Genomic DNA, 18,465 nt, shown 5'->3' with positions numbered 1-18,465 from the left:
CGTAGGACCATTGGCTGGCAATGGTTCGACAAATGCTTCGGTCAAATATGCTGCCATTGAGCGGACAAAAGTACGTTTTACTGGGCGCGTCCGGAATGTTGCAAGCGTGAGACGGACAGCCTGAGAGCGGTGCGCTGGCACGGCAGCGAAAAGCGATGTCCGCACACTTCGCTATGTGGGGTAGCGCGCATTGCGCGATTGACGGTCGATCGCCTCATTGTTCTCGCGCGCGATGAAACGCTTGGGACCGACGCCGCGGCGAAAAATTTTTGGGTTTGCGCAAGGAAAGCATCGGTTGCCCTCGGATGATGCGCGGCACCTTGCTAGTGGCGCTTATCAGCGCGATTTGGGTCGCATTCGGCATCGCGGTTTGGCAAGCGCATCGATAAAACCATCGTTCGTGGCGCGCGCCATGGCCACCTGGACAGCGAAGAAGGGCGACGCGTCCGGTTTCGTTCAGCCCTGCGAGCCGGCCGAGTCAATGGACGCGCCCACAACGGTTGGTCGTCGAGGACATCGGCTATGAACTGCGGGCGCCTTCACGCGCCACTTGTAACCGAGCGTAAAAGAGACTGCTCGCGCCACCCGACTAATGCGACGATGTCGCCGCTCCGCCCGCACCCCACCAAGGCCCCGTTCGTCCTGAAGCTCGATCCGGACGATGGAAACGGCATGCTCGTCCCAACACCTCGTTACAAATCGACACTGAAAGCGCCCAATCGGCGGTCAACACTGAGTGACGCGTTGCGACTGCGCGCGAAATCCGGCCAGCGAGGACACGTTCGAGGTCGAAACCATAGGGGCTTCGCGCAGCAACCGTTCAGAAGTCTTTCGTCGTTTCACGTCAACCTCATTGCGGTGAAAACATGCAGCAGACTTTCATACCCGTGCGACGCTTCAAAAAGAACACGGCCGGTCGCGACTTCGTCGTAGGCGATCTGCATGGCTGTTTTAGCCGGCTTCGAAGAGAACTGGAACTGCGCCGGTACGACCCGTCTCGCGACAGGCTTTTCGCCGTCGGCGACCTGGTCGATCGGGGCATCGAATCGCCGGCCGTGCTCGAATTCGTGAATCGATATCGGATTCAATCGGTGCGCGGCAATCATGAGGACACGATCGTGCGGTGGCACCATCACGGCGGCAAGAACGCGTCGATTCGCTCCAACGGCGGAGAGTGGCTGTTCGACATGGCTTACGACAAAGCGGCGCTGGACGACATCGTGACGTATATGGCGGCCCTTCCCTACGCGATCGAAATCGAAACGGACGACGGCCTTGTGGGAATCGTGCACGCCAACGTGCCCATGCAATCGTGGCCGAAGATGGTTCAGGCGCTCGAACAGGAGGACCGCAACGGACCGGTGCGCCGAAAGGCCATCTGGGATCGCTCGCGCTGGATTCCGGGCAAGGCGGCAGGTTTTGTTTCGATGCGGCGGGCCTTCGCGCAACTGTGCCAACGGTTTGCTTCGGGATGGCGCGACCCGGGCGGCCGCATCGACGGCGTGGCCGCGGTCATCGTCGGACACACGCCGGTGCGCGAGCCGAGGGTTCGCGGCAACGTCATCAACGTCGATACGGGACTGGTGTATGGCGGAGCGCTGACGCTACTGCGTCTGGACGAGATACCCATGCTGCTCAATCGCACCGCTCGTGAACAACCCGCGTTCGGCCGGTCGAAAGGATATCCGGCGGGTTCGGGCGTGTGATCGGGCGGGCGATTGCGCGCTCGCCGACCGCCATTCCATCCGCCCACGCCAACCGTCTCGCCGGCATCACAGCCTGTACACCCGCTCCGCGTTGTCATGAAACAGCGCAGCCCTTTCCTGCGCAGAGAAGTCCCGGGTAATCTCCTTGAACGCGTTGAACACGTCGTCGTAACTGCTGAACAGTTTGTCGACCGGAAAGTTGCTCGCGAACATGCAGCGTTCCACGCCGAATGCTTCGATCGCATGCAGGACGAACGGACGGATGCTGTCCACTGTCCACTTCCAGTCGCCCATGCCCAGACCGGAGATCTTGCAGAAAACGTTGTCCGCTGAAGCAAGCAAGGTCATGCTCTTTTTCCACGCCTCGATCTCTTCGGGAGCGCGATCGACTGGCATGCCGGTGTGGTTGAGCACCATGGGCGTATCGGGGAAGTCGCGCGCTAGTGCGAGCGCCTCTTCCATCTGCGTGTAATAGAGTTGTAGATCGAACGACAAACCGTACTCCTTGAGCAGCGCATAACCGCGCCGCCATTGCGGATCGCTCATCAGATGCGGGCTGTCGATAAACGTCTTCACCAGATCGCGGTGAAAATTCAGGCATTGGCGAATGCCTCGCACGTTCTTGTACTGACAGTGCTCTTCGATCACGGCCTGTGCGTTCGGCGATGACAGATCGGCAAAACCGACAATGCCATGCGGATAGCCGTGGTTGTCCGCGACACTCTGAAGCCATCGTGTTTCGGCCACCGGATCGTTGTGGTCGTATTCGACCTGAAGATGAACCGTCTTCACCACGTTCTGATTCTTGATGTCGGCAAGAAAATCGTCGATCAGATAGTCCTTGCGAATGGCCGAATAGTCTCCGAACACGCGTTTGAGCATCGGCCCTTGCAACCACGGATAGTTGCCGGTCTTCAGATCGTACAGGTGATGATGCGGGTCGATGATAGGCAGATTGTCCACAGTGCCTCCTTATAGGGTTATACGACGCGCCGCTCGGCTCGCGACAAAACGTAATGCAACGAAACGAGCGGCCGCGCAATCAGCTCAACATCGACTCCTCAGTACTTGCCCGCTGAAGGCGGATAGACACGCTTGACGGTGGCCTGCGCGTCCGGCTGATCGATCGTCTCCTTCGTCACGAGCGGCTCCTTGAGCGCGAGTTCCTGGGTGGTCGGCTTGTGGTTCAGCGCATTGAACACCTGCGTGGTCGCGTCGATCCCTTGCCCCACCGCCTCTTGCAGGAAGATGCCCTGGATCGTGCCGTCGCGCAGCAGCTTGATCGTCGTCGGGCTGCCATCGGCGGTGACGACCGCCACCTTGCCGACAGCACCACGCGTTTGCAGCGCCTTGGCGGCGCCGGTCGCGGCTTCGTCGTACATGCCGTAAATCGCCTTGACGTCCGGATGAGCGGTCAACACGTCGTTGGCCTGCTGCACCGCTTCATTGACCGTGAGCCCGTGCGTTTCGAGCACCTGCACGAGATCGCAGCCATCGGCCTTGAACGACTCCTGCGCGCCCTTCATATACTTCTGCGCATTCTCGCGATCCTGCGGCAGCGACAGCATCGCCACCTTGTTGCTGCCGCGTTCTTTTGCGAGCTTGCAGACATACGTGCCCTGAGCCTTGCCCGTATCGTAGTTATTCGCGGTCACGGCCGACGTATAGTCCGTCTGTCCCGCTTGCGGCCCGATACCCGTAAAAGCCACCGGCACGGACTTCGACTTCAGAAGACGCAATACGGGCGGCGTGCTGGTGGAACTGACCGGCCCGATCACAATCGCGTTGACGCCGCGCGTCATGGCCGTGCGCACGTTGTCCATCTGCTTGGCCGGCGAGTTCTCCGAGGTGAACTCGACATAGTCCATGCCGAGTTCCTGCGCCCGTTGCTTGACGCCATACGCGACCCACTGCCAGTACGAAATATCCAGCGACGGCGCGATATACGCGACCGTCTGCTTGTCCGCCGCCACCGCCACCTGCGAGGCGAACGCCGCGGCGAGCGCGACTATAGATGCCGCCACCGATGCCGCCGCGACCCGTGCGACCGGCCGGCCCGAGAATCCGCCGGCTGATTTGAACGTGCGCTTGTTCATGATGTGTCTCCTTCCTGATAGTTTTAGCGAACCCGTGCTCAACGCCGGGCTTTGGTAATGCGGTCCACGAGAACCGCGATGAGAATGACGACACCGGTCACGGTGCCTTGCCAGAAACTGTTCACGCCGATCAGATTGGCGCCGTTCTGAATGATCGTGATCATCAGCGCACCGAGCAGCGCGCCGATCGCCGAACCGGTCCCGCCGAACAGGCTCGCGCCGCCGATCACCACGGCCGCGATGGCCTGCAGCATCAGGCTCGATCCTGCGGTGGCTTCCGCATTGCTGATGTACGAGACGCTGACGATGCTTGCAAACGAAGCCAGCAAGCCCGAAAGCAGATACGCGCCGAGCCGCACGCGATTGACAGGAATCCCGATCACACGCGCCGACGAACTGCTGCTGCCGATCGCATACAGCCAGCGGCCCGCCACCACCTTGCGCAAGCAGAATTCGATTGCGACGAGCAGCAGCACGCACCACAGCGCATAGTTCGGCAGGCCGGGAATCAGCGTCCCCGAATCGAGCAGCCAGTAGTCGGAGTTGGAGATCGGCAGCGAATGGCCGTCTGTCACGATGAACGAGAGGCTGCCCGCAATCGCATACGTGCTCAGCGTCACGACGAACGGCGCGAGTCCGACGAACGTCACGAGCGCACCGTTTAGCGCGCCGATTACGATGCCGACCGAGAGTCCCGCGACACTGCTCGCGACCGCGCCGTAGCCGTGCGCCATCGCAAGGCCGGTGACCATGCCGGTCAGCGAGAACACCGAACCGACGGACAGATCGATGCCGCCGGTGATGATCACGAGCAACACGCCGAACGCCATGATGACGAGCGGCGCAGCCGCCTGCGTCACGTTGGAAATATTGCCGCCCGACAGCGCGGCCGGCACGATCATGCCGACCGCGAGTTCGATCACGATGATCGCAATGGCAATCGCGATTTCGGTGCGGTAGGCGGATAGCAGGCGGCGCCCCGCGCCACTGCGTTTGGGCTGCCCCTCCACGATCGGATGAGTGGCTGATTTCATGACTGTCTCCAGATTGATGATGTTTTGTGCGAAGCGGCGTTAGCCTTCGCTAGGCGGCCATGCCCGTTGCGGCGGCGAGTTGCGTTTCGTTGACGTCGGCGTGGCGCAAGACTTCGGTGGGCTTGCCGTCCAGATCGAACGCGAGCACGGTGTCGCACAGTTCGACCAGCTCGATGTATTCGGTCGACCACCAGACGATCGTCGTGCCCTGCTGCGCCATCTTGCGAATCAACGCGTAGATTTCGCGCTTCGTGCGAATGTCCACGCCGCGGGTCGGCTCTTCGAGCACCAGCAGTCTTGGACGGAGTAATAGCCAGCGGGCGATCAGCAATTTCTGCTGCGTGCCGCCGCTCAGTGTGGCCGGCAGATCCCACAGCGAGCCCGCGCGAATCTTCAGTGCGTCGAGCAGCCGTGTGCTCTGCTCGATCTCCTCGCGCTTCACTACACTGCGCCGGTTGACGACACGCGCGGCCGCGACGAGGTTGTCGACGATAGGCAGCGTGGCGAGCACACCCTTGTTCGAGCGATCGCCCGAGACGAAGCCGACGCCATCGCGCGCACCGGCCGAAGGATGCCCATAGCTGACGCGAGCGCCGTCGCGTGTGATGGCCCACGAACCGGCGGGCGCGATGCCGGTCAGCGCATCGATCAGCGAAGACGGACCGACCGGCGCACCCGCTAGACCGATGATCGCGCCCGCCGGCACCTCGATCGCCACGCCGTCGCGTTCAATCCGCAATGCGCCGGCATGAATGCGCGCACCGTTACCGCCGGTGTCCTGCTCCGCCAACTCCGCCGACTCCGCGACGCTTGCCGCCGCCTCGTCGACCACGATGCTCTGCCCCATGCATTCGATGATCTCGCGATCCGTGATCGCATCGAGCGCGACGCGATCGACGGCCGTCTTGCCGTCGCGAATGATCGTGCAGACGTCGGCGATCTGGCGAATCTCACGCATGCGGTGCGAGACGAACAGCACCGCGAGCCCCGTATCGGCGATCAGTCGCCGTAACACCGCAAAGAGCCGAATCGTTTCCGCGGCGGTCAGATTGGCGGTCGGTTCGTCGAGCAACAACAGCTTGGCGCCCGAGCCGAGCGCGCGGGCGATCTCCACGAGTTGACGCTCGTGCAAGGTCAAATCGCCGACCAGCCGTCCCGACGATTCACGCGCGAATTGCGGATCGATCAGCGACAGCGCTTCGACGGCGATCTCCATCGACGCGCGTTCGCTATATTTCGCCGTACCGCGCCGCAGCCGCGGCATCGCGATGTTCTCGGCCACGGACAGATGCGGCAGCAGCGCCAGTTCCTGATTGACGACCGCGATAGTGCCGGCGGCAACGTGCCCGCCTACGGATGCGCCGATCGCTTGCCCGTCGAATTCGAGCGTGCCGCCGTCGCGTTCGAACTGACCGGAGATGATCTTGATCAGCGTCGATTTGCCCGCGCCGTTGCCACCCAGAAAAGCGTGCACTTCACCGGGTGCGATCGAAAGATCGAATCCCTTCAGCACGCTCGTCGGTCCAAAGCTCTTGACGATCGAACGCGCCGTCAGCAAGAAGCGGTGTTCAGTCATGTCCTGTCCCCTTCCGCGTTTTTCCGCACGCTGCGTATGTTCTGCGAGCGCGTGGTATGAAGCCCACCGGTACACCGCATCGGCGTAGACCGGCGAGTGCTTTCACTGGATAGGGGAACGAACGGGATGAAATGGCTGCGCATGAGCGTCGGCTAATCGCGCGCTCACCGGGAAAGTCGGATAATCCATTACTGTCTCCTGCACAGTTGTTGCACTGCGCAACCTATGTTTATGATTAGCCGCTCTGCGGCAGTGAAACTGCCGGATCAGTATCGAGAGGACTTCATGCATCCCTGGCTGCGCGGCTTGTCGACAGAATGGCAGTGCGAATGGCGTGCGAACAAGGCGGTTTCATTCAACTGCATCTGAAAAAAATTTCACTATGCGCATTCCACCGGTCAAAGCCATCGTTGCGTTCGAGAGCGTGGCCAGAACGAAAAGCGTCAACCGGGCCTCCGAAGAGCTCGGCTTGACCGCGTCGGCCGTCAGTCATCAGATCAGCAATCTCGAGTCGGTGATCGGCCAGCCGCTCTTTTATCGCTCGGGCCGTGGGCTCGTCCTCACGCCGACCGGCGAGCGTTATCTGTCCGATGTGACGGGATCGCTGGCGGATCTGAGCCGCGCCACTGAACGCGCGTCGAGTCGCACCGACGTCGATATCCTGCGGGTGCACTCCAGTCCCAGCTTCGGGCTCATGTGGCTGCTGCCGCGGCTCGCGTCGTTTCAGGAAGCCAATGGCGATATCCAGTTGAATCTCGCCTGCTCATATGAGGACGTCTCGTTTACCAGCGGTTATTACGACATCGACCTGCGCCACGGTTACGCGAATTGGCGCGACCTCGAAGTCAGAACGCTGCGCGGCGAATTCATCACACCGCTCGCGTCGCCGACCTATCTGGAGAACCATCCGGTAAAAACGCCTGAAGACCTGCTGCAACATCGCCTGATCTATTCGGAGACGCCGCTCGTGCAGTGGAAGCAGTGGTTCGGGCGCACCGGTGTGTCGGCCGCCCATAAGACCTTCGACTTCTCCTTCGACCGCTCGTACATGTCGTTGGAGACAGCAGCGCTCGGCCTCGGCATCGCGCTGGAAAGCGTGATGCTCGCCTCGGTTCGGATCAGGGAGGGCAAGCTCGTGCCGGTATTCGACGAGACGCACGCCGTGGAGGTCGGCGCGCATCATCTGGTCTATCCGCCGCAAAACGCCGAGCTTCCACGTGTCACGCGCTTTATCGCGTGGATCGAGCGCGAGGTCGGGCGCATGGAGCGCAAAGCCTGAGTCCGCGTCGATCTTTGCCAGGGTTTTCCAGCATCACATGCGCTGAGAGTGCGAATGCGGCGTCGCAACATACAACGCCCGCTTCGAAGCAGCACGTCACCTGAAAATTTCTCAAACATAGTTGAGCAGTACGTCGTTGATGCGACCGGCCGCGCAGTAGACACTTCGGCCATCACATCAACACTCAGGAGACAATCATGCTGTTGGAGAACAAAGTCGTCATCGTGACCGGCGCCGCCTCACCGCGCGGAATCGGCAAGGCAACCGCTAAAGCACTCGCCGCTCAGGGCGCACGCATCGTCATTCTCGATCTGCGCGAAGAAGACGCGCAGCGCGCCGCCGCCGATCTCGGCGACGCGCATCTGGGCCTCGCCTGCGACGTTACCGACAAAGACGCGTGCGTCTCGGCCGCCAAAGCCACGCTCGAGCGCTACGGCCGCATCGACGGCCTCATCAACAATGCCGGCATCACGCAACCGGTGCGCACGCTGGACATCACGTCCGAAAACTTCAACGCGATCGTCGACGTCAATCTGCGCGGCACGCTCTACATGTCGCAAGCCGTGCTGCCGGCGATGAAAGAGCAGAAGAGCGGCAGCATAGTCTGCATGTCGTCGGTCTCCGCGCAACGCGGCGGCGGCATTTTCGGCGGCCCGCACTACAGCGCGGCGAAAGCCGGCGTGCTCGGTCTTTCGCGTGCAATGGCCCGCGAGTTCGGCGGCGACAGCATTCGCGTGAACTCGATCACGCCCGGTCTGATCCAGACCGACATCACCGGCGACAAGCTCACTACGGACATGCGCGCCGACATCATCAAGGGCATTCCACTCGGCCGTCTCGGCGACGCGAGCGACGTGGCGAACGCGTGCCTGTTCCTCGTCAGCGACCTGTCGACCTATCTCACGGGCATCACGCTCGACGTGAACGGCGGCATGCTCATTCATTGACGCGTTGCCGCTTGCAGAGAGCGGCAACGTGCCCGGCACCCAGGCCATCCCGGGGCCATGGAAGGAGACACATATGAAAACGAAATACCCCGCGGCATCCCTTGCCGCCGACCTACCGAACCAGGCGGACTCGACGAGCTTCGAGTCGAAAACCTACGCGAAAGTCAGCCGCCGCCTGATCCCGTTCCTGATGCTGTGCTATCTCGGCGCCTATCTCGACCGTGTCAACGTCGGCTTCGCGAAGCTGCAGATGCTCAACGACCTGCGCTTCAGCGAAACCGTGTACGGCATGGGCGCAGGGATTTTCTTTCTCGGCTATTTCCTCTTCGAGGTGCCGAGCAACCTGGTGCTGCATCGTGTCGGCGCACGCAAGTGGCTCGCGCGGATCATGTTGACGTGGGCGGTGATCTCCGCGTGCTTCATCTTCGTGAAATCGCCTACAGCCTTCTACGTGCTGCGTTTTATGCTCGGCGTCGCCGAGGCCGGCTTCGCGCCCGGTGTGATTCTCTATCTGACCTACTGGTTTCCGGCCGCGCGCCGCGCCAAAGCGTTGTCGCTGTTCTTCATGGCGATACCGCTGGCCGGCATTGTCGGCGGCCCGCTGTCGGGCTGGATCATGCACTCGCTGCAAGGCGCGATGGACATGGCCGGCTGGAAGTGGCTGTTCCTACTGGAAGCACTGCCCTCGCTCGTGCTCGGCGTCGCGATCCTGCTCTATCTCGACGATGGCATCGCGAAAGCGAAGTGGCTGACGGATTCCGAAAAGACGCTGCTCGCCCGCAATGTGGCCGGCGACAACGCGCATAAGATCGCCCACGTCTCGGTCAAGTCGTTCATCGGCGACCGCCGCTTGTGGCTGATGGCTGCGATCTACTTCTGCGTGGTGCTCGGCCAGTACGGCCTGACGTTCTGGCTGCCGACCATCATCCGCAAATCGGGCGTCGCTGATCCGCTGTGGATCGGCGTGTTCACCGCGATTCCTTATCTGTGCGCCATCATCGCACTGCCGTTGGTCGGCATGAGCGCGGACCGTCATCGCGAACGCCGGCTGCATCTGGCGATTCCGATGCTGATCGCCGCGGCGGGCTTCATCCTGCTGCCCACAATCGGCAGTGTGCCGGCCTCTATCGTCTGTCTGAGCGTCGCTGCCGCCGGCATTCTCGCGTCCTCGTCGCAGTTCTGGTCGCTGCCGACCGCGTTGCTCGGCGGCATGTCGGCCGCAGCCGGGATCGCCGCGGTGAACTGCATCGCCAATCTCGCGGGCTTCTTCTCGCCGGCGATCGTGGGCTGGCTCAACGATCTGACTGGCAAGTCGACAGCTGGACTGATCTTTATCTCGGTGGCCGTCACGCTCGGCGCTTGCCTCGTGTTTCTGGTGCCCGCGAAGTCCGTGAACCGCTGAACCCTTCTTACTCTTTACGACTGATCACAGGAGACAACATGAACAGTCCAGAACGCGTGCCGACGGCAAGCCTTGCCGAACACGCATACCGTATCCGTAGAAACGCACTGTTGATGGGTGAAGTGCAGGGCCAGGGTTATATCGGCCAGGCGCTCGACATCGCCGATGTTCTCGCTGTCGCTTACTTCGGCGCCATGCGCTACCGGCCGGAAGATCCCGAATGGGAGGAGCGCGACCGCTTCCTGCTGTCGAACGGACACTACGCGATCGCACTGTATGCGGCGCTTTTCGAAGCCGGCATTCTGCCCGCGGAAGAACTCGAAACCTACGGCAGCGACGACAGCCGCTTGCCCATGTCGGGCATGGCGAGCTACACGCCCGGCATGGAGATGTCCGGCGGCTCGCTCGGCCAGGGCTTGACCATCGCGGTGGGCCGCTGCCTCGGCCTGAAGCGCAAAGGTTCGAAGTCGTTCGTGTACACGCTGTTCTCCGACGGTGAACTGGACGAAGGCGCGATCTGGGAAGGCCTGATGTCCGCGAGTCACTGGAAGCTCGACAACCTGATCGCCGTGGTCGACGTGAACAACCAGCAGGCCGACGGTCCGTCGACGCAGATCATGGCGTTCGAACCGCTCGTCGAGAAACTGGAGTCGTTCGGCTGGTTCACGCAGCGCGTGGACGGTAACGATATCGCCGCCGTGGCCGCCGCGTTCGACGCGGCCCGCCAGCATCCGGTTGCGCAACCACGCATCATCATCGCCGATACGCGCATGGGTTGCGGCGTGCCGTTCCTCGAACAACGCGAGAAAAACCACTTTATCCGCGTCGATGCCCATGAATGGCAATTGGCGCTCCAGGCACTCGAAGTAGGGAGACAAGCATGAGCAACGCAACCGCGAGCAAACCGCGCCTGAAGACCTCCGCGATGATCGCGTCGATCGCGAGCGAAGGACAGGTCACACGTTCCGCGCCCTTCGGCCACGCGCTGGTGGAACTGGCGCGGCAAAAGCAGAACGTGATCGGCATGACCGCCGACCTCGGCAAATATACGGACCTGCATATCTTCGCCAAGGAATTTCCGGAGCGCTTCTACCAGATGGGCATGGCCGAGCAATTACTGATGGGCGCGGCATCGGGATTCGCGCATGAAGGCGCGCAACCGTTCGTCACGACCTACGCGGTTTTCGCCACGCGCCGCGCGTACGACTTCATGCATCAAACGATCGCCGAAGACAATCTCGACGTGAAGATCATCTGCGCGCTGCCGGGCCTGACGACCGGCTACGGTCCCAGCCACCAGGCCGCGGAAGATCTCGCCCTGATGCGCGCGATGCCGAACATGACCGTGATCGATCCGTGCGACGCGCTCGACATCGAGCAGATGGTGCCCGCGATCGCCGCGCATCAGGGCCCTGTCTATGCGCGCCTGCTGCGCGGCAACGTGCCTGCAGTGCTCGACGAATACGACTACACGTTCGAACTCGGCAAAGCCAAGCTGTTGCGCGACGGCGCGGAAGTGCTGGTCATCTCGTCCGGCATCATGACGATGCGCGCGCTCGAAGTGGCGAAGGCATTGGAGAACGACCGGATCGGCGTAGCCGTGCTGCATGTGCCGACTATCAAGCCGCTCGACACCGAAACGATCGTGCGCGAAGCGAAGCGCTCGGGGCGGCTCGTGGTGGTCGCCGAAAATCATACGGTGATCGGTGGTCTGGGCGAAGCGGTCGCCGCGGAACTGATGCGCGCGGGCGTGGCGTGTCACTTCCGGCAAGTGGGTCTGCCCGATGCGTTCCTCGATGCCGGCGCGTTGCCGACATTGCACGACCGCTATGGCATTTCGACTGCCACGATGTCCGAGGCGATCAAGGGCTGGTTGAACTGAACGTGTGTTGATCGGCGACGCCGGCATGCAGCCGGCGTCGTCTTATCCGACCAACGCAGCCTTGCGGATCGACTCGCCTGCCCGCGCCACGCTGATGACAATCAACTCATTTCAGCCAGCACCCACCAAGTCGATCCGCAACGCTTCGCCACCCGCCGCGATCGCGAGCAGGATGTCGACGTTCGGGTGCGCACCCGGCCGATTGCGCGCATCGGCCGTATGCTCGGCGAACACCACGAGGCCGTGCTCGGCCGCTTTGGCGTCGAGCGTGCCGAACGCTTGCCGCAGATAGTTGTACACCGCAAGCGAGCCCTGCTTGCCCGGCTTGTTCTCGATGCTGGCCACCACGGCGCCCTTGCCGTCCAGCAGATCGATACGCGCGATACCGTCGATAGCCGGCATCTGCGCGAGGTTGTCCTTGAATACGTTGCCCGGTTGAATCATTGAAACCACTCCTTGTGTTCGGAAAATTGCGGCGCGGGCCGTATCTTATCCGATAGGGTGTGTCATAGCCGAGCGCACCGTCGTCATGGCGTCCAGCGATACACCACCATGCTCGAACCGTTGTAGTTGTCTTTCGTGATCACATACTCGCCCGCGGCTCTGAGATACGCACGCAGGCCGTACATCGAATCGACGTCGTTGCCGACATCCACGGTTGCCGGACTCGAATTGATCAGCGTGGTGACGAGCTGACCCGTAGTGAGATTGAAGACGTCGATATTCGGCACTGTGTGCACATACCCGACGAACAGATAATTGCCCGCCGCCGTGATCGACTTGGGATTGGCGCTGGTGAGAGTAATCACGGGGTCGGGCCGCGTGGTGTTGCCCGCGCTCCAGCCGTGATAGACCTCGATGCGCGACTGCATGGCCGTCCAGTCCCAGCTTCCCGCAATGCCCTGCGCGAGGATCATGGTGTCGCTCTCCGCGAGGTAGAGGATGCGCGTGAGCGGCCGGATGCTCTGCGGAATGGAGATCGTGACCGCCGGGCCCCAAGTCGGTTTGCCGTTGCCGTCGAAGCCGCTCAGCGGATAGTGGTAGATGTGATTCGTCCGGTCCAGACCGGCCCACACGTCGCCCCTGCTATCGATGCTGAAGCCGCCCGTGACCTGCAGATTCGTATTGAACGCCGTTCCCGGAATCGACGCGTCCGGTATCGCTATGTAGCCGCTCGCCGGATTGAAATGGAAAAAATAGAAGACGCCGGGGTTCTGTCCGGACGCCACCAGAATCCGGTTGCCGCCGACCGTGACGAGCTGGCCGAAGTGCTCGTCGCGCTGCGTGTCGTTCATGTTCAGGCGCGGATCGGACGGATACGTGAACGGGTCGACCGTGTTCGCGACGAAGGTGCCGCCCGCCGTGCCGGTGTAAATGTGCGTGCCGCTGTAGAAGTAGGCGCCGTCCGTCGACGGGTCCGGGGCCGCAACCGCTTCGAAATTGAGCGACTGCAGCTTCCATTCGAGGTTGCCGGCGCTGTCGTAGGCGTGAAGGTCGGTGGCGCCGTTGCGCCCGAGGTCCCAGCCGCCGCCCCACGGGTTGTTGAGCACGTACAGGTTGCCGGCGGCGTCCTTGCCGATGCCGACCACGCGTGTGAAGCGCTTGTCGCCCACCTGCCCTTTGATGCCGCTGGTGGTGTCGAGATACCCGCCCTGAATGCCGAACGTGCCGATGAGCGTCGGCGTGCCCGCGATCGTGTAGCGCTTGATGTTCATGTCCGGCCCCTGGTCGCCGACCATGAGTTGCGCGGACGCGGCATCGAAATACAGCGCCGAAGGCCGCGACGTCGCCGGCATCTGGATGGTGTTCAGCAGCGCGCCGGCCGGACTGAATTCGACGATCGTGGCCGCGCTCTGCTGCGCGACCCACAGATTGCCGGCGCTATCCAGCGCCAGCGCCCCGGGACCCGATACCTTGATGTCCTGCTGCCAGACGCCGTCGGTCGTGAAGACGCGCACGCGATTGCCGTAGAAGTCGCTCGCATACAGCAATGAGCCCACGGTCGCGAGACCGGTGATGACATCGGCATGCGGTATCGCGGTCCACACGCTGACGGGGATGATCAGGTCACGCGTCTGGGTGGCGCGGTTGTAGCGCCCCACCGAGCCGCTGCCGAACGACCTGTTGTATTGCAACGCTGCGAAGATCGACGTGGCATTGCCGGTAATGGCGCTGCCCTGAAAGTCGGCGTGCGTGCCGATCGAGCCGAGGCTCTGGCCGTTCTGATAGATCGCGACGCCGCCCTCGTTCTCGTCCCACAACGAAGCCGTGTAGATCACGCCTTCCGGCGCGACCCATAGCGAGCGCGCGGTGTTGCCCACGTGCGCGGCGAGTGTGCCGAACGTATTGCCCAGCCAGTCGGTGGTGTATTGCGCGTAACAGGTCTGCGCGAACAAGATCGCCGCGCACAGGAGCGCGGCACGGATATGGTGCTTGACCATGAGTAATGCTCTCCGAACAATCATTTCTCGACAATGTAACTCGCCAGATATGAAAAGTCGGTGATTCGTATGAAGATATGTTCAAGGCGCAGCAATTAAACCATGCAGCGTGCATGTAAATGGAAATGGGCCGCCCGCGAGCAAGCGGGACACCCCTCTTTTTCGCACTTTACCTACGCCTGGTCTCAGGCGCACAATCTCTGCGGATAGGACGGTCCGCCGTCGTCTCCGGTCCATGCAGACCGTTCGCGCCGATGCGGCATCCGGCAGCAAGCTCACCACGGCGCGCAGCACGCGCCCTCCATTCGGAACGCCCCATGAGCAATAAGTCGTCAAGCAGACGTGAAGACCTGGTGCCCGGCGGCAGCCGCCACCATCAGATTTTTCCAACGCTCGATGAACGTCAGTTTGCGGTGCTGGAACGATACGGCGAACGGCGCCGGCTGAAGGCAGGCGACATCCTGTTCACCGAAGGCGACCGGCACATTCCCATGTTCACCGTCGTCTCCGGCGCGATCGAGGCGACCCGAGGCGCCGGCGACAAGCGCCACGTTCTGGGCACGCACGGTCCCGGCTGCTTCACCGGCGAGGTAGGCACGCTCGCGGGCCGCGGCGCGGTCGCGACGGCCCACGCCATCAGCGATTGCGAAGTGATCGTGATCGACGAGGAATCGCTGCGGGCGCTCGTCGTCGCGGAAGCGGAGTTGAGCGAAACGATCATGCGCGCGTTCATCCTGCGGCGCGTCGCGTTCATTCAGGATCAGCACGGCGGTCTGCTGGTGATCGGCAGTTCGGCTTCGTGGAACACGCTCGTGCTGCGGCATTTCCTGAGCCGGAATGCGCAGCCTTTCGCCTACTTCGATATCGTCGAACACGAGGAAGCCAAGGGGTTGCTCGAGCGTTATGACGCAACCGAAGCCGATATTCCCGTGATCGTCACCCTGCAAGGCAATGTGCTCAAGCAGCCGACCAACCGGGCGGTGGCCGATGCGATCGGCCTGAGCCCCGACCGGCTGAACGGCGAACGGTTCGACGTGGTCGTGGTCGGCGCGGGACCGGGAGGTCTTGCGGCCGCGGTGTACGCGGCCTCCGAAGGACTGAGGGTCGCGGTGCTCGACACCAAGGCGCCCGGTGGCCAGGCCGGCACCAGCTCGAAGATTGAAAATTACTTTGGATTCCCGACCGGCATCTCGGGACAAGCGCTTGCCGGCCGGGGCCTGTCCCAATGCCGCAAATTCGGTGCGGAAGTCGGCGTGCCCATCGAAGTGCTCGGCATCGAATGTGAGAACGCGCCGCCCTTTCACCTGCGCCTCAATTACAACGAGCACGTGTATGCCAGCGCGGTGGTCATCGCGACCGGCGCGCGCTATCGAAAGCCACTCCTGCCGCGCCTCGAAGAGTTCGAGGGAAGCGGCATCTATTACAGCGCGACCTATATGGAAGCCGCGTTCTGCAACAACCAGGAACTGGTCATAGTCGGTGGCGGGAATTCGGCTGGGCAGGCCGCGGTGTTCCTGTCGGGATTCGCGCGTCACGTGCATATCGTGATTCGCGGCGACGGACTCAGCGCGAGCATGTCGAACTATCTGATCCGACGGATCGAAGCGGCGGCGAACATCAGCGTTCATATGCGCACGCAGATCGTCGAACTGAACGGCGAGGCCCAACTCGAATCGATCAAGTGGGACAGTCAAGGCCGCATCGAGGAGAAACCGATCCGCCATGTGTTCCTGTTTCTCGGCGCACAGCCGAGTACTGGTTGGCTAGGCGATTGCGTCGCGCTCGACAAACACGGCTTCGTCCTCACGGGTCCCGATGCGGTTCCGCAGTGGTCGTCGGACCGCCCGCCTCATTATCTGGAGACGAGCCGGCCCGGCATCTTTGCGGTAGGCGACGTGCGCAGCGGCTCGGTGAAGCGGGTTGCGGCCGCCGTCGGCGAGGGAGCGGCCGCGATCCAGTCGCTGCATCAATATCTGGCGCTGAACAGGTGAGACCGGGCGCTGCGTGCGCCTGGCGGCCAGCGACAAGCGCTACTACGCCTTGCGCAGATTCCTCAGCGTCAAGCGCGCGTCCAGGCCGCCGCCGGGACGGTTGTGCAGCGTGAGTGTCGCATCCATCGCCATCGCAAGTTGCCGCGCGATGGCGAGGCCCAATCCCGTGCCGCCCGTATCGCGATTGCGTGAGGCTTCGAGCCGGTAGAACGGTTCGAACACCGCCTCCAGCGACTCATCCGGTATGCCGGGGCCGCGGTCGAGCACGGCGATCGCTGTTTCTCCGCTGGGCAAAGTGGCCGCCGTGATCTCAGCCGCGCCGCTGAACTTCAGCGCGTTGTCCACCAGGTTGCCGAGTATGCGGCGCAATGCCTGCGGACGCGTCACCAGCGAATCGCCGAGCCGCCCTTCCAGGCTGACCGCCTGGCCGGCGTCCACATAGTCGCAGACGAGACTGTCGAGCAGCGCGTCGGGATCGACGCGGCAAGGCACTTCCGTCGCGCCGTGCAGCGTGCGCGCGTACGTCACGCCCTCCTTCACCAGGCTTTCCATTTCCTGCAGATCCTGGCGCAGCTTCGCGCCCTGCGCGTCGTCGTCCATCACGTCGACGCGCAGGCGCATGCGCGTGATCGGCGTTTGCAGATCGTGTGAAATCGCCGCCAGAATCTGCATGCGTTCGGTCATGTAGGTGGCAATGCGGTCCTGCATCGCGTTGAAGGCGCGCGCGGCGCGCGACACTTCCGACGGCCCGTCCTCCGGCAGGCGCGCCGCCTTCAGGTCGGGGCCGAGCGTATCCGCGGCGAGCGCCAGCTGATGCAACGGGCGCGTGGCGAGCCGCACCGCCAGCCAGCAGCACGCGACCAGCACCGCCAGTTGCAACGCGAGCACGAGCGGCAGCCAGCGCGACAGCGGCGCGCCCGACATGGGGCGCATATCGATCGTCAGCGGCGTGCCGTCGCTCAGTTGCAGGTGAACCTGCAGGCGCTCCTTGTCGCCGGGGACGGCATTCACCGTCAGCGGATAGTGCCTGCCGATGCCGTCCGCGATGGATTGCGCCACACGCTCGGACAGATGCGCATCGATCGGGCTGCCGGCAATGCCCGGCCCCAGAATGAACTCGTAGCTGCGCCGCGCGAGCCGGGGCAGCCACTGCGCGCGTTCGTTCGGCGGCAGATGATCGAGCAGCGCCACCGAGCTGCTCACTTCGCGCTCGATGTAGCCCATCATCACGTTGGTCATGGTCTGGTCGCGCTCGGTCAGTGTGAGCCAGAACGACAAGGTCTGCGCCAGCGCGAGGCCGACGAAAAGAATTAGTGCAAGCCGCGCGAACAGCGTGCGCGGCCAGTGCAGCCAGGACCAGCGGTTCATTGCGGATCCTCGATGGCAGTCACCGTAGCGGAAAAGACATACCCCTCGCTGCGCAGCGTCTTGATGTAGCGCGGCTCGCGCGCAACGTCGCGCAACCGTTGACGCAGACGGCTCACCATCAGATCGATCGAACGGTCGAACTGGTCGGCCTGACGGCCCTGCGTGAGGTTGAGGAGTTGATCGCGCGTCAGTACCCGCTGCGGATTGTCGAGAAACACGCGCAGCAAGCGATACTCGGCGCCGCTCAGTGCCACCATGGTGCCTTCGGCGTCGAGCAGATGCCGCGCGGTGGTGTCGAGTCGCCAGTCGCCGAAGGCCAGCATCGGCGCGGATTCCGTCACCTGCATGCCGGGCGGCAGCATGCGGGCGCGGCGCAGCACGGCGCGAATGCGCGCGAGCAATTCACGCACGGCGAAGGGCTTGGGCAGGTAGTCGTCGGCGCCCATCTCCAGGCCGACGATACGATCGGCTTCCTCGTTGCGCGCCGTCAGCATCAATACCGGCACCGAACGGAATTTGCCGGCACGCAGTTCGCGGCACAGCACCAGACCGTCCTCGCCGGGCATCATCAGATCCAGCACGATCAGATCGGGCGCGCCCTGCTCCAGCGCCGCGCGCATCTGGCGCCCATTCGCCGCGAGCGACACGCGCATGCCGTTCTTCTCGAGATAACCGGCCAGCAATTCGCGGATGCCGCGGTCGTCGTCGACAATCAGTACGTGATCGATAGTTTCCATCAATGC

At 62.8% G+C, this 18,465-nt stretch carries 15 protein-coding genes; 7 read left to right on the top strand and 8 right to left on the bottom strand.

What is annotated here, in order from left to right; all coding sequences use genetic code 11:
• Positions 1–866 precede the first annotated feature (866 nt).
• Positions 867–1,706, top strand: a complete 840-nt coding sequence (locus ACQKRQ_RS04180; RefSeq protein ID WP_408317792.1) for a metallophosphoesterase — start codon at positions 867–869, stop codon at positions 1,704–1,706.
• A 66-nt stretch (positions 1,707–1,772) separates the two neighbouring features.
• On the opposite strand, the gene ACQKRQ_RS04175 is transcribed toward ACQKRQ_RS04180, so the two are convergent.
• The 4 genes from ACQKRQ_RS04175 to ACQKRQ_RS04160 all read right to left on the bottom strand — a co-directional run bounded on the left by ACQKRQ_RS04175 (position 1,773) and on the right by ACQKRQ_RS04160 (position 6,412).
• Positions 1,773–2,660 carry an amidohydrolase family protein gene (locus tag ACQKRQ_RS04175; protein WP_427476074.1) on the bottom strand — a complete coding sequence of 296 codons (888 nt, stop codon included), beginning with the start codon at positions 2,658–2,660 and terminating at the stop codon, positions 1,773–1,775.
• Positions 2,661–2,767: 107 nt separating this feature from the next.
• The gene (locus ACQKRQ_RS04170; RefSeq protein ID WP_427475234.1) at positions 2,768–3,802 is read right to left on the bottom strand and encodes a substrate-binding domain-containing protein; all 1,035 of its coding nucleotides are present in this window, start codon (positions 3,800–3,802) and stop codon (positions 2,768–2,770) included.
• A 38-nt stretch (positions 3,803–3,840) separates the two neighbouring features.
• A complete protein-coding gene (locus ACQKRQ_RS04165) occupies positions 3,841–4,836 on the bottom strand; it encodes an ABC transporter permease (protein ID WP_427475232.1) in 996 nt (331 codons plus the stop codon).
• Positions 4,837–4,885: 49 nt separating this feature from the next.
• On the bottom strand, positions 4,886–6,412 hold the full coding sequence (locus ACQKRQ_RS04160; RefSeq protein WP_408428929.1) for an ATP-binding cassette domain-containing protein: 1,527 nt from the start codon (positions 6,410–6,412) through the stop codon (positions 4,886–4,888).
• A gap of 382 nt (positions 6,413–6,794) precedes the next feature.
• On the opposite strand from ACQKRQ_RS04160, the gene ACQKRQ_RS04155 reads away from it, so the two are divergent.
• From ACQKRQ_RS04155 to ACQKRQ_RS04135, 5 genes are all read left to right on the top strand, one after another.
• Complete coding sequence (locus tag ACQKRQ_RS04155; RefSeq protein ID WP_132377634.1) at positions 6,795–7,691, top strand: LysR substrate-binding domain-containing protein; 897 nt, start codon at positions 6,795–6,797, stop codon at positions 7,689–7,691.
• Positions 7,692–7,888: 197 nt separating this feature from the next.
• Complete coding sequence (locus tag ACQKRQ_RS04150) at positions 7,889–8,638, top strand: SDR family NAD(P)-dependent oxidoreductase (protein WP_427475230.1); 750 nt, start codon at positions 7,889–7,891, stop codon at positions 8,636–8,638.
• 73 nt (positions 8,639–8,711) lie between these two features.
• A complete protein-coding gene (locus ACQKRQ_RS04145) occupies positions 8,712–10,040 on the top strand; it encodes an MFS transporter (protein WP_427475228.1) in 1,329 nt (442 codons plus the stop codon).
• A 38-nt stretch (positions 10,041–10,078) separates the two neighbouring features.
• A complete protein-coding gene (locus ACQKRQ_RS04140) occupies positions 10,079–10,924 on the top strand; it encodes a transketolase (protein WP_132377637.1) in 846 nt (281 codons plus the stop codon).
• Positions 10,921–11,922 carry a transketolase family protein gene (locus ACQKRQ_RS04135; protein ID WP_132377638.1) on the top strand — a complete coding sequence of 334 codons (1,002 nt, stop codon included), beginning with the start codon at positions 10,921–10,923 and terminating at the stop codon, positions 11,920–11,922. Before ACQKRQ_RS04140 ends, ACQKRQ_RS04135 begins: the two co-directional genes overlap by 4 nt.
• Before the next feature lie 111 nt (positions 11,923–12,033).
• Here ACQKRQ_RS04135 and ACQKRQ_RS04130 read toward each other — a convergent pair whose 3' ends face one another.
• Together ACQKRQ_RS04130 and ACQKRQ_RS04125 are read right to left on the bottom strand one after the other, a co-directional pair.
• Positions 12,034–12,366, bottom strand: coding sequence for a DUF2322 family protein (locus ACQKRQ_RS04130; RefSeq protein ID WP_427475226.1), 333 nt, complete (start codon positions 12,364–12,366; stop codon positions 12,034–12,036).
• Positions 12,367–12,449: 83 nt separating this feature from the next.
• Entirely contained in the window at positions 12,450–14,363 is a 1,914-nt protein-coding gene (locus ACQKRQ_RS04125; protein ID WP_427475224.1) for an SMP-30/gluconolactonase/LRE family protein, read from the bottom strand.
• 317 nt (positions 14,364–14,680) lie between these two features.
• Here ACQKRQ_RS04125 and ACQKRQ_RS04120 point away from each other — a divergent pair, with 317 nt between their 5' ends.
• On the top strand, positions 14,681–16,354 hold the full coding sequence (locus tag ACQKRQ_RS04120) for an FAD-dependent oxidoreductase (protein WP_427475222.1): 1,674 nt from the start codon (positions 14,681–14,683) through the stop codon (positions 16,352–16,354).
• A gap of 42 nt (positions 16,355–16,396) precedes the next feature.
• On the opposite strand, the gene ACQKRQ_RS04115 is transcribed toward ACQKRQ_RS04120, so the two are convergent.
• Positions 16,397–17,722 carry a sensor histidine kinase gene (locus tag ACQKRQ_RS04115; protein WP_427475220.1) on the bottom strand — a complete coding sequence of 442 codons (1,326 nt, stop codon included), beginning with the start codon at positions 17,720–17,722 and terminating at the stop codon, positions 16,397–16,399.
• The gene (locus ACQKRQ_RS04110; RefSeq protein ID WP_427475218.1) at positions 17,719–18,459 is read right to left on the bottom strand and encodes a response regulator; all 741 of its coding nucleotides are present in this window, start codon (positions 18,457–18,459) and stop codon (positions 17,719–17,721) included. The genes ACQKRQ_RS04115 and ACQKRQ_RS04110 overlap by 4 nt, the downstream gene beginning before the upstream one ends.
• Positions 18,460–18,465 lie beyond the last annotated feature (6 nt).

This window comes from Paraburkholderia sp. NPDC080076, from assembly GCF_050281145.1.
In the GTDB taxonomy this organism is placed as follows: domain Bacteria; phylum Pseudomonadota; class Gammaproteobacteria; order Burkholderiales; family Burkholderiaceae; genus Paraburkholderia.
The sequence above is the reverse complement of the archived record's forward strand: the minus strand, read 5'-3'. Positions and strand labels throughout refer to the sequence as shown.

Bases quoted from the DNA above. Each gene is read 5' to 3' on its own strand.
- ACQKRQ_RS04180 (WP_408317792.1), top strand. From the start codon at position 867: ATGCAGCAGACTTTCATACCCGTGCGACGCTTCAAAAAGAACACGGCC.
- ACQKRQ_RS04170 (WP_427475234.1), bottom strand. From the start codon at position 3,802: ATGAACAAGCGCACGTTCAAATCAGCCGGCGGATTCTCGGGCCGGCCG.
- ACQKRQ_RS04165 (WP_427475232.1), bottom strand. From the start codon at position 4,836: ATGAAATCAGCCACTCATCCGATCGTGGAGGGGCAGCCCAAACGCAGT.
- ACQKRQ_RS04160 (WP_408428929.1), bottom strand. From the start codon at position 6,412: ATGACTGAACACCGCTTCTTGCTGACGGCGCGTTCGATCGTCAAGAGC.
- ACQKRQ_RS04155 (WP_132377634.1), top strand. From the start codon at position 6,795: ATGCGCATTCCACCGGTCAAAGCCATCGTTGCGTTCGAGAGCGTGGCC.
- ACQKRQ_RS04150 (WP_427475230.1), top strand. From the start codon at position 7,889: ATGCTGTTGGAGAACAAAGTCGTCATCGTGACCGGCGCCGCCTCACCG.
- ACQKRQ_RS04145 (WP_427475228.1), top strand. From the start codon at position 8,712: ATGAAAACGAAATACCCCGCGGCATCCCTTGCCGCCGACCTACCGAAC.
- ACQKRQ_RS04140 (WP_132377637.1), top strand. From the start codon at position 10,079: ATGAACAGTCCAGAACGCGTGCCGACGGCAAGCCTTGCCGAACACGCA.
- ACQKRQ_RS04135 (WP_132377638.1), top strand. From the start codon at position 10,921: ATGAGCAACGCAACCGCGAGCAAACCGCGCCTGAAGACCTCCGCGATG.
- ACQKRQ_RS04130 (WP_427475226.1), bottom strand. From the start codon at position 12,366: ATGATTCAACCGGGCAACGTATTCAAGGACAACCTCGCGCAGATGCCG.
- ACQKRQ_RS04125 (WP_427475224.1), bottom strand. From the start codon at position 14,363: ATGGTCAAGCACCATATCCGTGCCGCGCTCCTGTGCGCGGCGATCTTG.
- ACQKRQ_RS04120 (WP_427475222.1), top strand. From the start codon at position 14,681: ATGAGCAATAAGTCGTCAAGCAGACGTGAAGACCTGGTGCCCGGCGGC.
- ACQKRQ_RS04115 (WP_427475220.1), bottom strand. From the start codon at position 17,722: ATGAACCGCTGGTCCTGGCTGCACTGGCCGCGCACGCTGTTCGCGCGG.
- ACQKRQ_RS04110 (WP_427475218.1), bottom strand. From the start codon at position 18,459: ATGGAAACTATCGATCACGTACTGATTGTCGACGACGACCGCGGCATC.